Here is a 12955-nt window from a genome sequence, read left to right on the forward strand (position 1 = left end):
GCAAAAACTGCACGGTTTGAACAATTAATCTTCTAGCAAAAAGCGATCCCGTTTGAAGGTTTGAATGTAAATTTGTTATAACGAAGTTAAGGCATTAGGAATTAACTTTTTGAATTTATTTTCAATTTTAAAGTAATTTAGATTTGGTTGTGCTAGAAATGGAGGTTCAAATGATGATCCGAAAATGCGTTGGGTTAGGTTTACTCTTTTTTATATTGAATATGGAATCAGCTATGGCATTAACAATTATTAGTAAGGAAGAATATCCAAACTCTCAGGTTTTAACTTCTCAAGCAAAACCTGTTTCTTTCCCATTGAGCTCAGAAGACAAACAGCTAATTGAACAAATGAAGCAGCAGCTATATAGTTTTGAAGGCGTCGGGCTGGCTGCTCCACAGGTAAATGAAAGCAAAAGAATTATTGTCATTTATATACCAGAGAATGCAGTGTTATTTAGGGACAATGCACACCCTTACCCGATGCACACCTTAATAAACCCTAGTTACCAGCCAGTTGAAGACAGCGGTATAGAAACCGATATAGAGGCTTGCTACTCGGTTAAATCAAAAGCGGGCAAAGTAAAGCGCTACGATAAAATCATACTCACATACCAAGATGAGCTCGGGAACCAGCACCAATCCATTGAGGAAGGGTTCTACTCTAGAGTTCTTCAACATGAAATTGATCATATTAACGGCAAACTAATTACCGATCGCCTAAGCGAAAACGATGTGCAAGGTACAATTGAAGAGATGATGACCTTGAGAAGAAATGAGTTACCTGATGATAAAAAGCAGTTATTTGATAAGCTGCTTGCGGAGAAACAGCTCGCGACTGAAGAGTAATTTATTAAGCGAACACTTAGTGCTTACGATAAACACGAACGATAAAATCAGCTTCACATTCAAAAACGCAAGCTGATTTAAGCTCTTGCTTTAATTTATCATCCGCTTTCCAAGCAAATGGTGTCATTTGCAATAAATCAAATGCCGCACCTTGTGTAAGAGACATGGTGTAGTGGATATTTTCTTCAGTCTCCAGTTCGAAACCGTCTATAAGCTCTGGCTTAGAGTCGTGAAGGCGTACTTCTTGGTAGATACGTTCTCTTAATTGAAATAGATGGCGAGCAGCTGGAGTCACTGTAATTAATACTCCGTCGCTTGTTATACACCTAGCCAATTCACTCTCTTTACATGGCGCATAGATACGCAAAACTGCATCTAGTGAGCCATTGGGGAAGGGTAATCTATGGCTTGAAGCTACAGTAAATTGGCAATTTTGGTAACGTTTTGCCGCATAGCGGATAGCAACCTTGGAGACATCTAAACCGTAAGTCATAGAGTTTTCATTACTTTGGCGAAGCTTGCTACTGACTTGAGCGGTGTAATAACCTTCACCACAGCCGATATCCAATAATGAAGGAGCGTCACCCTTGGTAGCTTCAGCGCAAATAGTAGCCACTCTGCTGCTCAAAGGAGAATAGTGGCCAAGTTCTAAGAAACGACGCCTAGCTTGCATCATTTCTGTATTATCGCCGGGTGCTTTTGAACGTTTTTGGTTGGCAGGCATTAAATTGACATAACCTTCTTTGGCAACATCGAACTGATGGTTATTTGCACATTTGTAGTAAGAATCAGTCTTGTTTAAGTTCTGTTGGCAAATTGGGCACTGATAGGTCATGGTCATCTTAATTCTGTCGTTCCAAGAGGGCGAGAGTGTATCTGCTTTCAAACATCCACTCAACTCTCAGGGAGGCAATTAACAGAGGCAGTGTATACTGCCTCTGTTGTTATTCTAGATAGAAGAAAGTGTGGTAGTTAGCGTATAGCTCTCACCTGGCTCAACCGAATAACCAGTATCTAATGTTTCGGAATAAAGAGTAGACTCAATACACAGCATGGTTTTGTAACCGTCATCAGCCATGTCAGCCATGTTTTGTGAGTTTTCAATCCAAGGGTTCCAGATTACTGCAGAATTGTGGCCAGAGTTCGTCACTGAAATTGTGCGATCAAGCTTTTCATCTTTTAGCAATACAGTGTCTTCTGCTTGGTTATAAATTCGATCAACGCCTTTATCAATACGCAAGCTATCGCCACCTTGGCAAGTCTCACCACCTAGCAATTTATCTATGTAGGTTCCACCCATGCCTGTTACCGCAGTTTCTAGGATGTTGCCGACATTTAGGTAAGTGTGCAGGGCACCAGAGAATTTCCAAGGCTGAGAATCGTTGTTTGAAACCTCTAAAGAAACCTTGAGCTCTTCAGATACTTCAACGGTTAGCTTAGCTTCAAATTGGTGTGGCCAAATTGCTAGTGTTGATTCATTTGTGGATAGTCCAAGCTGAAGGACAACACCTTGATCATTTTCTCTATGTTCGATGATCGTCCACTCTTCTATTCGAGTGAAGCCATGACTTGGTGCTGCAAGTTTTGCAAACCATGGCCAGCACAGTGGTATACCGCCACGAATCGCTGATTGACCGTCGTAAGGCGTATTTTCGCTTACCCAGATAAGATCTTCTTCACCTTTTGGCTTATACGAAAGGACATGAGCGCCAAAAAGAGACACTGCCGCTGAAGCCTTTGGATGGTCAATGCACGCGATTTTGATATCGTCTTTTTGTTTTATGGTAATACAGTCAGATAGGACACTGATTACAGGTAGAATAGAGAAGTCCATGAGTGTTTCCTTTATGAATTCTAACAAGTCGGTAACAACGTAATATTTTGATCAAAAAAGAGATAGGAAAAGGCGTTTTTCAAAAATATTATGTAACTCAAAGCTTGATGAAAGATACAAAAAAGGCGACTAAAAAGCCGCCTTTTTCTCAACAATGTTGACTTAATTACTTAGAGATGTGAGCAATTAGGTCTAGAACTTTGTTTGAGTAACCGATTTCGTTGTCGTACCAAGATACAACTTTAACGAAGTTGTCAGTTAGAGCGATACCAGCTTTAGCATCGAATACTGAAGTTTGAACTTCGCCGATGAAGTCTTGAGAAACAACTTGGTCTTCAGTGTAGCCTAGAACACCTTTAAGAGTCGTTTCAGAAGCTTCTTTCATCGCTGCACAGATAGCGTCGTAAGAAGCACCTTTCTCTAGGTTAACTGTTAGGTCAACAACAGAAACGTCAGCAGTTGGTACGCGGAAAGCCATACCAGTTAGTTTGCCGTTTAGTTCAGGAAGAACAACGCCTACCGCTTTAGCAGCACCAGTTGAAGATGGGATGATGTTTTGAGAAGCACCACGACCACCGCGCCAGTCTTTCATTGAAGGACCGTCAACAGTTTTTTGAGTTGCTGTAGTAGCGTGAACTGTAGTCATAAGACCAGACGCGATACCGAAGTTGTCGTTAAGAACTTTAGCGATTGGCGCTAGGCAGTTAGTAGTACAAGAAGCGTTAGAAACGATGTCTTGACCAGCGTAAGTGCTGTCATTAACGCCCATTACGAACATTGGAGTCTTGTCTTTAGAAGGACCAGTTAGAACAACTTTCTTAGCACCAGCTTCGATGTGTTTACGAGCTGTTTCGTCAGTTAGGAACAGACCAGTAGCTTCAGCTACAACGTCAACACCGATTGCGTCCCATTTAAGGTCTGCTGGGTTGCGCTCAGCTGTAACGCGTACAGTTTTACCGTTAACAACTAGGTTACCATCTTTAACTTCAACTGTACCGTTGAAACGGCCGTGAGTTGAATCGTACTTAAGCATGTAAGCCATGTACTCAACATCGATAAGGTCGTTAATACCTACTACTTCGATGTCTGCACGCTCTACAGATGCACGGAATACGAAACGTCCAATACGGCCAAAACCGTTAATACCTACTTTGATAGTCATTATAGTTGCTCCACAACTTAAATTTCTGATTAAAGATAACTGGTAGTAAAATTACAGAATCCAGTAAATATCCGCAACAGATAATCGATCTTATATTGCTTAAAGTCAAAAAAAACTGCTGCTTTTCTCAGTTACTGAATGTAAACGGCCGTTTTTTGAACTTCTTACCGGTTTTTCTCGTGTCAATTTGAAGTAAAATACTACAGTGCTCTTGTCACTCTGTATTTTTTATACAGAATGTCATGGGCAGAGAGTATGTGCCAGAAGGGCCATCTTTCGCAAGTACTTTGCGTAACAATAAGATTTATAAAATGCAGAATTAGGTGAGGAGATTCATAACGTGGAACAACCAGTCAGTAAAGTCGAGAAATCAGAAGAAGAGTGGCGTGAAGAGCTCACCGAAGAACAGTATCAAGTATGTCGACTGCATGGCACAGAAAAACCCTATTCAGGTAAACTACTTTATCAAAGCGGTACTGGGGTATACGTGTGTACGTGCTGCCAGTCACCATTGTTCATTTCGGATAATAAATATGAATCTGGCTGCGGCTGGCCTAGCTTCGATGCGCCAATCGATGACAATGCGATTCGATATATAGAAGATCGCAGCCATGGAATGGTTCGTACGGAAATTCGCTGTGCTAGCTGTGATAGCCATCTAGGTCACGTATTTCCAGATGGCCCGCCAACAACAGGTGAACGATTTTGTGTTAATTCGGTATCGTTAATTTTCAACAAAAGTTCTACTAGCTAGCTTGAGCTCAGGTTAGTTAAAAATTACTCGGCATCATTGTTCGTCGATATTTACCTGACTCGATAGCGGAGTCTAATTTATCCGCTATCTTGTCTAGTTTCTCATATTTATTTTCATCGAAGCCATAGAGCAGTTGTAATTCTCGGCCAGAAACCACCGACACCTCATGGTTCTCTGCCACTTTCGCCCAAATATAAGCTTTTTCTTTGTTGTGTAGTCTGTAATGAATACTTGCTAACGACTGATATATATCTGGGTTAGCGTTGCCATCTTTTGATAGTTCGAGTGCTCGATTGAGTAAAGAGACGGTTTTTTCTACATCTCTTTGAATATACAAGGTTGCGAGGTTGTATTGCATTTCAGAAGTATCAAGAGCTTTAGTTCCTTCCATAAATAGGAACGTTCTTTTGGCATCTTCATCCCCTAGCTGAGACCATAAAAAATATAGCGTTTCAGGAGTTGCGGATACTTTTAACTCGGCAATTAGCCGCTCTTGTTCTTCTCCAGAAAAGAGTAAAGCTTCGACTCGTTTTTCAGCTCGTTTGGATGTGTCAAATGTTTGAATTTGAGAGGCATTGGCTAGACATTTTCGATAAAGTGTAACCAATTGATATTCTTTTATTTTATTCGCATCTGTTGGCTCTTTGTATGTTTCGTATTTATGCCATATCAAATCGGTGCGAGGAAGGCGGCACTGTCCATCATGAGTATTGAGTTTTGTGCAGTTGAGTTCAGGGTAGCTTTTACACAACTTATCCGTGTTGTTTTTATTTTCAAAACAGCCAGAGATAATAAATGGCAATATGACGATAGCAATTAGTTTTAGTAGACTCATAGTATCCTTACTTGTGATCACTTCCAGTGATTTATAACTAGTTACTTGACTCGTATTGGTCGCAAGTTATGTTCAAACAAATTTTTACCCTATGTTAAGGATACACCATGGATACAGAGCGCGTGTTAAACGCAATTACACCTGAAGCTTACGAAAGGCTTACTTACGCTGTTGAAACTGGACGATGGCCAGATGGCACAAAATTGTCAAAAGAACAACGCGATTCTTGTATGCAAGCTGTAATGCTGTATCAATCTAAGCATAATGTAGAAGCGCAACATATGACAGTTGCGGCAGGAGGAGAAATTAGCTTTAAGTCAAAGTCTGAACTAAAAAAACAGTTCCAAACGTTAGAAAGTGACATTTATAAAGTTAATATTAATGATTAAATAGACGTTACAGAACAGAGGTCTATTTAATCTAGGCCCCAGTTCCCAAATGGTTGGGGACTGGGAAACAAGTGCTGACTATAGTGACATTTCGCCTCTCAGTACTTGCTGCATTTGTTTTTTTACTTCTTGATATGAAAGTTTCTTACTTAATAAGTAGTGTAGTTTTGCTAACGCGGCTTCTGGCGTCATATCATAGCCGCTAATCACTCCCGCTTCCGCCAAAGCACAGCCAGTCGCATAGCCGCCCATATTTACTTTGCCTGCTAGGCATTGAGTCAAGTTTACTACGATGACACCTCTGTCAGATGCATCTTTTAACTGAGCAAGAAGTTCTGGGTTTTGAGGTGCATTTCCCACACCAAAAGTAAGTAAAATCATGGCATTAACTGGTTGTAATAGTGTATTTCGAATCACTTCATGTGAGATGCCAGGATACATAGTAATGACCCCAATAGGTTGTGGTGTGATGTTATGAACGCAAAACTCACCGTTAACACTATTGTCTAATATTAAACTTTCATTCGTTTGAATATTAATACCTGCTTCCAACAGTGCTGGTAGGTTTGGTGATGTAAATGCATTAAAACCGTCTGCGTGAGATTTTGTACTACGGTTACCTCTCATCAGCTTGTTGTTGAAGAATAGTGTTACTTCATTAATTGGGTGGTAAGCGGCGATGTGTAACGCATTGAGCAGGTTAGCTTGACCATCAGATCGAAGCTCGGCTAAAGGAATTTGCGAACCAGTAACGATAACAGGCTTTGCTAAGTTCTCTAACATAAATGATAGGGCTGAGGCCGTATAAGCCATGGTATCCGTACCGTGTAGAATGACGAAGCCATCATACCGGTCATAATTGTCTTTTATGTCATCCGCAATCTGTTGCCAGTCTTTGGGAGCCATATCGGAAGAATCAATCAATGGTGAGTATTCATGTATTGTGTACTTAGGCATTTCTGGACGATGGAATTCTGGCATGTTAGCCAGTTGTTTTTCCATAAACCCAACAGCAGGGACATAACCCTGATTGGATTTTTGCATACCTATAGTACCGCCTGTGTAGGCAATATAAATGTGTTTTCTTTCCATAGCTAAAGCCAAAATATGATAGGGGAAACAGAGCCGCGATTATAGCGAATAATTTACAGATAAAAAAAGAGGTGACATTCGTATTCGTCACCTCTTTTGCATTACTTCGGTTATGTAAATTTATTGAACGTTACACGTTAAACACATAGCGTATTGACCTTTTGGATCATTCAGGCTGTTTAACAAACTGGCGCTCTCTTTGATCTGGTTAGCTACAGGAGCTAAAGATTCTGGAATTAAGCTTGACGGTGCTAAGCCCATATGTACGCTGACTTGCTTCATTAAGTCTTGAAGAATTTGTTGAGCGGGCGACAAAGGCTTTTTCATCCAATCTAAATTGTATGATTTCAGTTTAGCTAATTTCGCAGCTAACGTGATGGCATCGTCGAAGTCACCGAGTTGATCAACTAGACCAAATTTTTTCGCGTCTCGGCCAGTCCAGACTCGGCCTTGAGCAATTTTATCGACTTTAGCTAATGGAATATCTCTGCTTTTACTGACTAATCCGGTAAATCGGTTGTAACCATGTTCTATACCCATCTGCATAGCTGCCGCGATGTCTTTATTTAATCCGGTTGTAATTCCAACACCAGAGAAAGGAGTGGTACCAACGCCATCCGTATAAACTCCAATCTTATTTAAGCCTTTTTCAAAAGTAGTGATAACGCTGAATATGCCGATAGAGCCAGTAAGGGTTGTTGGCTGCGCGACGATTTTTGTTGCGCCCATGGATATCCAGTAACCACCAGAGGCAGCAAGGCTAGACATTGATACAACAACAGGTTTGCCTGCAGCTTCCACGGCTTTTATTTCGTTTAAAATGACGTCTGATGCGAACGCACTGCCTCCTGGACTATCGACGCGAAGCACAACCGCTTTAATTTTTTCATCATTTTGAGCTTGTCTTAGCAGTCTAGCGACTGTGTCACCGCCAACCGAACCTCTTTTTTGGTTGCCATCGATAATTGTTCCGCTGGCGACAATAACGGCAATATCATCTGCAGCATTTTGTGGTTTCGCTGGGACTTGATTTAAATACTTGTAGTAACTAATCGCGTTGTAACTGTCTTTTCCATCACTGCCAAAGCTTTCTGCGAGTTCGCTGCGAATTTTTTGTCTGGTAGCCAGTTCATCAACTAGGCCAATGTTCTTTGCAAGTGCAGCAAGATCGCCGTTGTTCTTTTTCATCAACGCCAAAAACTGCTTCATAGAAGGGGTTAGGGTGCTTGGTTTGATGTCTCGGTTTTTCGCCACGTCATGTACATACGCTCCCCAGAGCTGGCCTAACCAATCAGATGCGTCTTTTTTCGCAGCCTTCGACATGTTATTGCGAATAAATGGTTCTACAGCGGATTTGTAAGTACCAACGCGGAAGACATGCGTATTGACATCCAGTTTATCGAGTAAGGTTTTATAGTACAAAGCGTAAGCACTGTAACCTTTGATTAGGACGGCTCCGTCTGGTGAGAGAAATACTTTGTTAGCGTAGCTCGCTAGATAGTATTGGCTCTGGTTGTAGAAGCTTCCCACAGCATAGATGGGCTTACCCGATTCTTTAAATTCATTTAGTGCTTTTGCAATGTAACGAAGCTTGGTCAAATTTGTTTCAGGCATTTTACCCAATGAAAGTACGATACCGCTGATTTCTGGGTCATTTTTTGCGTGTCTAATGGTGCTGACTATTTGATATAAGACATTTTCTTTAGGAAGTTCTTTGCCTAAAAGCGACTCTGTAAACGAATCCATTGGGTTGACATAACTATTTTGTTCCACGATAGGGCCAGATAAGTTAAGCAAAAGCGCATTTTTTTTATCTGACTTGTCGCTAGGAGTGGAAGAGTCGGAGTGAATGACACCGAAGAAAATAATGGCGACTACGAATAAAAAGACGAGATTAATAATAGCAAGTCTAATAAAAGTGATAACTTTCCAGATACCTTTAAAGATCAAGCCGATAAATTTGAATATTTGTTTCATCGTATCCCTACAGTGGTGAATCACCAACGTTTGAGTGAACAGGGATGATACCCTAGAAGCTTATAACAGTTAAACAATTGTATTGTATAACAAGTTATTTGAAGGTTTTCCCCTCAACCCCATATTTAGCTCCAAACTTTGTATAACCAAATACGGTTAACATCGAGCTTTGTTAGTATAGGTAACAGAAAGAAAATGATCGATGTTAAAGACATGTAAACAAATGTTTGATTTTTTTTCTAACTCTATTTAATCTGGTCAGACCATTACTTATAAAGTGAGCGCTGATTATGTATCCAAACTTGTTAGAACCATTGGACTTAGGCTTTACACAATTGAAAAATCGAGTGTTAATGGGTTCTATGCACACTGGTTTAGAGGAAGATAAGTCAGGGCTACAAAAGTTGGCTGCTTTCTATGAAGAACGAGCAAAAGGTGGCGTTGGATTAATTGTGACTGGCGGATTTTCACCTAACTTTCGTGGTCGTTTGCATCCATTTAGCGCCCAATTTAGCAAAGCAAAACATGTGAGCGCGCATAAAGTGGTAACGGAAGCCGTTCATAAGCACGAAGGCAAAATTGCATTACAACTCCTCCATGCGGGTAGATATGCCATGCATCCATTAGCGCTCAGCGCGTCCGCAATAAAAGCCCCTATCGCAAAATTTGCTCCTTTTGAAATGAGTCGCCGCCAAATAAAGAATACCATCGAAGATTTTGCAAACAGTGCAAAGCTTGCCAAACAAGCGGGGTACGATGGCGTTGAAATCATGGGTTCAGAAGGTTATTTAATCAACCAGTTTATCTGTACTCGAACCAATGCTCGCTACGATGAATGGGGCGGGAGCTATGAAAACCGCATTCGTTTTCCACTTGAAATCGTGCGTGCGACGAGAAAGCTTGTTGGGCCTGAATTCATTATTATTTTTCGCCTATCAATGCTTGATTTGGTTGAACAAGGCAGCACTTTTGAAGAAGTGGTACAACTTGCGCAAGCATTAGAAAATGCGGGGGTTACTATCATCAATACTGGCATTGGTTGGCATGAGGCAAAAGTACCGACCATTGCTACTCAAGTTCCAAGAGCGGCATTCAGCTGGGTGACAGAAAAAGTGAAGCCTTTTGTCTCTATTCCAGTTGTGACTTGCAACCGAATCAATACACCAGAAGAAGCAGAGCGAATCATTTCGACAGGACAAGCTGACATGGTATCAATGGCTCGGCCATTTCTTGCGGATCCTGAGTTTGTTGCCAAAGCTGAGAAAAGTAAGCCTGAGCTTATCAACACCTGTATCGGTTGCAATCAAGCTTGTTTAGACAACGTATTTAAAGGTAAGCGAGCGAGTTGTTTGGTGAACCCTAGGGCGTGTTATGAAACAGAAATTCAAATAAAGCTCACAGAGAAAGCGAAAAATGTTGCGGTAATTGGTGCTGGGCCAGCAGGCTTAGCGTGCGCAACCACATTGGCAGAGCGTGGGCATAATGTTGACTTATATGAAAAAAATGACCGCATTGGTGGGCAGTTTAGATTAGCCATGCAAATCCCGGGGAAAGAAGAGTTTAGAGAAACCATTCGTTATTTTGCAAACCGTATTGATGAAACAGGTGTGACTTTAAAGCTTGATACAGAAGTCACCTACGACATGCTAAAAAACTACGATGAAGTGGTGATGGCTTCTGGTGTAGAACCAAGGAAAATACAACTTTCTGGCTTTAATGGGTCGAGTAAAGTCTTAGACTATCAAACCCTAATAAGAGAAAAACCACCAATCGGTCGTAGTGTAGCGATTATTGGTGCTGGTGGTATTGGCGTGGATGTCGCGTCAATGGTCACTGAGCCACAAGAGCATGGCCTAGAAGACTGGTTACAAGATTGGGGAATAGATAAAAGCTTGTCTCATGCTGGGGGGTTGTATCCACACCCAGATACCTTATCGGATAAGCGAGTATGGTTATTACAACGAAAAAAAGGACGTATAGGAAAAGGCCCGGGCAAAACGACAGGCTGGATACACAAGCGCACCTTAGAGAAACGGGGTGTTGAGATGATTGCAGGTGTCAGCTATGAAAAGTTGGACGAGCAAGGCTTGCATGTTAAGCAATCAGGAAGTGAGAAAGTGTTAGCGGCGGATACTGTAGTGGTGTGTGCTGGCCAAGAGTCAGTTCGCCCGTTTGAGAACAAGTGGCAAGACCTTGGCGACAAGCTGCATGTCATTGGTGGGGCAGATTACGCTGGGGAGTTAGATGCCGTTCGCGCGATAAGACAGGGAGTGGAACTGGCAACGAAGCTTTAGGTCAACTCTCTCACAGATCGTTAAGAACCAGAGCTGGCCCTAAAGAGCGTATCTAAACATGCCTGAAGGGCTTCGTCATAACTGAAGAAAAGCTTATGTTTACTCTGATCAACCAAATGTTTTTCTTCAGTAAATTGCTGAAGCTTAGTGTTTATAACTAGAGCAAACAAGGCACAATTGTGCTCAGTCATCCATTTGATACTGGTATCAACAATTTCCCAAGAGTCTAACGAAGATCCTTCCCAGTTTCGTAGATCTGACAAAAACACCCAAGGAATTAAATCTTTATCTTCAGAAGAGATGATTTCTTGCTTCATCTCTTCAAACCAAGTTTTGCTCGCTTCGGCATTAAACGCTCCAGAGCCTGAGCAGAATAAGATTCTATTCTCAAATCTCATACTCCACTCACCATGGATATTTTTTGAACGCAATTTTATCTGCCTATTGTTACAAGTCTTGAGACTTAGTATAGCTCTAGGCAGAAGTATTGAGTCTTATAGCTAGACCGATAACTTTTACAAAATCACCGTTTTGTTTTCGTAAACAAAAACATGATCATTGACGACTTTATTCAGAGCTCGACTTAGCACGTTTTTTTCTACGTCTCGCCCAGCTTTCGCCATATCTTCTGCGTTGAAGTTATGATCGACAGGAATGACGTCTTGTTTAATGATTGGCCCTTCATCTAAGTCATTGGTTACAAAGTGTGCCGTTGCACCGATAATTTTGACTCCACGGTCATAAGCCTGTTGATAGGGCTTAGCGCCAATAAATGCAGGTAAAAAGCTATGATGAATATTAATGATCTTGTGTCTATAACGTTCAACAAATTCAGGTGTTAGCACTCGCATGTACTTGGCGAGAACGATATAGTCGGCATCATACTGCTCAATAGCGTTAAGCATAAGCTGCTCGTGTTCTTGTCTTGATACGTCTTGGTGAGATATGTAGTGATAAGGAATATCAAATTTTTCGGTCAGATTTTGCAAGTGATCATAGTTGCCAACCACGGCAGCAATATCGATATTTAAGCTGCCATCAAAGGCTTTCATAAGAATATCGCCAAGACAATGCGCTTCTTTGGTTACCATAATCACGACACGTTTTTTGGAGGAACTCAAAAGTCTTCTTGAGGTTCCAGCAGGTAACGCTTGATCTAGGTCGTGCAGAAACGTTTCATCATTGAAAAAACCTTCTAACTCAGTGCGCATGAAAAAGTGGCCGCAAGTATTATCGACAAACTCATTGTTGTGAATAATATTCAGCTGGTGCTTGTAACAGATATTGGTGATTTTTGATATCAAACCAGGTTCATCTGTACAGTGTGTGAGTAGTGTTTTCTTTTCCATTTTACGAGTATTCCGCTGTATTATTTTTTTCGTGGTCAAAACTAATTGGTTAAGGATTGAACGGTTGTTTTTTGTGCAGTATAACCACAGTGAAGAGCTATAATTAATCTATTATGGGCTTGGTTTCAACAAAAAATCTTACGTACAGAAAGACCGTACGATTTTGGTTGCTGTGATTTGTTGAAGATTCTTCCATCAGTCTAATACTTGATAAGGTGTCGGTATGGATAAAGAACTTCTCGCTAGAAAACTGTATTCTGAAAGAGTTAATGAATTGCTTGGTGAACATGAGCTTGATGAAGAGCTGTTAAGCGAAATGTGGGAAAATAAAGCCTCTCCCATAGAGGCGGCTAAAGCGATGACTCCAGATGAAAGTAGCTTTGACGGACCAGCTTGGTTGTCTAGGTATTTAAATCGAAAATAG

The 12955-nt window shown here is 41.1% G+C and carries 13 protein-coding genes; 5 read left to right on the top strand and 8 right to left on the bottom strand.

Features of this window, described 5'->3' with window-relative positions:
* The first annotated feature begins 233 nt into the window (after positions 1-233).
* A complete protein-coding gene (locus ACM2FC_RS07535; protein ID WP_498480278.1) occupies positions 234-845 on the top strand; it encodes a peptide deformylase in 612 nt (203 codons plus the stop codon).
* Between the two features lie 16 nt (positions 846-861).
* On the opposite strand, the gene rlmA is transcribed toward ACM2FC_RS07535, so the two are convergent.
* The 3 genes from rlmA to gap form a co-directional block, all read right to left on the bottom strand.
* Entirely contained in the window at positions 862-1680 is an 819-nt protein-coding gene (gene rlmA, locus ACM2FC_RS07540) for a 23S rRNA (guanine(745)-N(1))-methyltransferase (RefSeq protein WP_498480417.1), read from the bottom strand.
* A gap of 114 nt (positions 1681-1794) precedes the next feature.
* Positions 1795-2679 carry a D-hexose-6-phosphate mutarotase gene (locus ACM2FC_RS07545; protein WP_498480279.1) on the bottom strand — a complete coding sequence of 295 codons (885 nt, stop codon included), beginning with the start codon at positions 2677-2679 and terminating at the stop codon, positions 1795-1797.
* A 166-nt stretch (positions 2680-2845) separates the two neighbouring features.
* Positions 2846-3841 carry a type I glyceraldehyde-3-phosphate dehydrogenase gene (gene gap / locus ACM2FC_RS07550; protein WP_498480280.1) on the bottom strand — a complete coding sequence of 332 codons (996 nt, stop codon included), beginning with the start codon at positions 3839-3841 and terminating at the stop codon, positions 2846-2848.
* A 340-nt stretch (positions 3842-4181) separates the two neighbouring features.
* Between gap and msrB the strand changes: the two genes are divergently transcribed.
* Positions 4182-4595 (top strand): peptide-methionine (R)-S-oxide reductase MsrB, encoded by a 414-nt coding sequence (gene msrB / locus ACM2FC_RS07555; protein ID WP_498480281.1) that lies wholly within the window; start codon positions 4182-4184, stop codon positions 4593-4595.
* Between the two features lie 16 nt (positions 4596-4611).
* Here the strand turns inward: msrB and ACM2FC_RS07560 are convergent, their stop codons facing one another.
* The gene (locus ACM2FC_RS07560; protein ID WP_498480282.1) at positions 4612-5430 is read right to left on the bottom strand and encodes a DUF2989 domain-containing protein; all 819 of its coding nucleotides are present in this window, start codon (positions 5428-5430) and stop codon (positions 4612-4614) included.
* A 107-nt stretch (positions 5431-5537) separates the two neighbouring features.
* Here ACM2FC_RS07560 and ACM2FC_RS07565 point away from each other — a divergent pair, with 107 nt between their 5' ends.
* Positions 5538-5819 (top strand): YeaC family protein, encoded by a 282-nt coding sequence (locus ACM2FC_RS07565; RefSeq protein ID WP_498480283.1) that lies wholly within the window; start codon positions 5538-5540, stop codon positions 5817-5819.
* A 78-nt stretch (positions 5820-5897) separates the two neighbouring features.
* Here the strand turns inward: ACM2FC_RS07565 and ansA are convergent, their stop codons facing one another.
* Positions 5898-6911, bottom strand: a complete 1014-nt coding sequence (ansA, locus tag ACM2FC_RS07570) for an asparaginase (protein ID WP_498480284.1) — start codon at positions 6909-6911, stop codon at positions 5898-5900.
* A gap of 120 nt (positions 6912-7031) precedes the next feature.
* Positions 7032-8888 (bottom strand): signal peptide peptidase SppA, encoded by a 1857-nt coding sequence (gene sppA / locus ACM2FC_RS07575; protein ID WP_498480285.1) that lies wholly within the window; start codon positions 8886-8888, stop codon positions 7032-7034.
* A 290-nt stretch (positions 8889-9178) separates the two neighbouring features.
* On the opposite strand from sppA, the gene ACM2FC_RS07580 reads away from it, so the two are divergent.
* Positions 9179-11182: an FAD-dependent oxidoreductase gene (locus ACM2FC_RS07580; RefSeq protein ID WP_498480286.1), complete on the top strand. Its 2004-nt coding sequence runs from the start codon at positions 9179-9181 to the stop codon at positions 11180-11182.
* Between the two features lie 20 nt (positions 11183-11202).
* On the opposite strand, the gene ACM2FC_RS07585 is transcribed toward ACM2FC_RS07580, so the two are convergent.
* Both ACM2FC_RS07585 and purU read right to left on the bottom strand, forming a co-directional pair.
* Positions 11203-11580 (bottom strand): hypothetical protein, encoded by a 378-nt coding sequence (locus ACM2FC_RS07585; protein WP_498480287.1) that lies wholly within the window; start codon positions 11578-11580, stop codon positions 11203-11205.
* 117 nt (positions 11581-11697) lie between these two features.
* Positions 11698-12531 (bottom strand): formyltetrahydrofolate deformylase, encoded by an 834-nt coding sequence (purU, locus tag ACM2FC_RS07590; RefSeq protein WP_498480288.1) that lies wholly within the window; start codon positions 12529-12531, stop codon positions 11698-11700.
* A 223-nt stretch (positions 12532-12754) separates the two neighbouring features.
* Here purU and ACM2FC_RS07595 point away from each other — a divergent pair, with 223 nt between their 5' ends.
* Positions 12755-12955, top strand: coding sequence for a hypothetical protein (locus ACM2FC_RS07595; protein ID WP_498480289.1), 201 nt, complete (start codon positions 12755-12757; stop codon positions 12953-12955).

The sequence above is a fragment of the Vibrio sp. A37 genome, from assembly GCF_059777565.1.

Coding starts and splice junctions, on each gene's coding strand:
- sppA (WP_498480285.1), bottom strand. CDS start 8,888: ATGAAACAAATATTCAAATTTATCGGCTTGATCTTTAAAGGTATCTGG.
- purU (WP_498480288.1), bottom strand. CDS start 12,531: ATGGAAAAGAAAACACTACTCACACACTGTACAGATGAACCTGGTTTG.
- ACM2FC_RS07565 (WP_498480283.1), top strand. CDS start 5,538: ATGGATACAGAGCGCGTGTTAAACGCAATTACACCTGAAGCTTACGAA.
- ACM2FC_RS07595 (WP_498480289.1), top strand. CDS start 12,755: ATGGATAAAGAACTTCTCGCTAGAAAACTGTATTCTGAAAGAGTTAAT.
- gap (WP_498480280.1), bottom strand. CDS start 3,841: ATGACTATCAAAGTAGGTATTAACGGTTTTGGCCGTATTGGACGTTTC.
- ACM2FC_RS07580 (WP_498480286.1), top strand. CDS start 9,179: ATGTATCCAAACTTGTTAGAACCATTGGACTTAGGCTTTACACAATTG.
- ACM2FC_RS07545 (WP_498480279.1), bottom strand. CDS start 2,679: ATGGACTTCTCTATTCTACCTGTAATCAGTGTCCTATCTGACTGTATT.
- ACM2FC_RS07535 (WP_498480278.1), top strand. CDS start 234: ATGGCATTAACAATTATTAGTAAGGAAGAATATCCAAACTCTCAGGTT.
- rlmA (WP_498480417.1), bottom strand. CDS start 1,680: ATGACCTATCAGTGCCCAATTTGCCAACAGAACTTAAACAAGACTGAT.
- ansA (WP_498480284.1), bottom strand. CDS start 6,911: ATGGAAAGAAAACACATTTATATTGCCTACACAGGCGGTACTATAGGT.
- ACM2FC_RS07560 (WP_498480282.1), bottom strand. CDS start 5,430: ATGAGTCTACTAAAACTAATTGCTATCGTCATATTGCCATTTATTATC.
- ACM2FC_RS07585 (WP_498480287.1), bottom strand. CDS start 11,580: ATGAGATTTGAGAATAGAATCTTATTCTGCTCAGGCTCTGGAGCGTTT.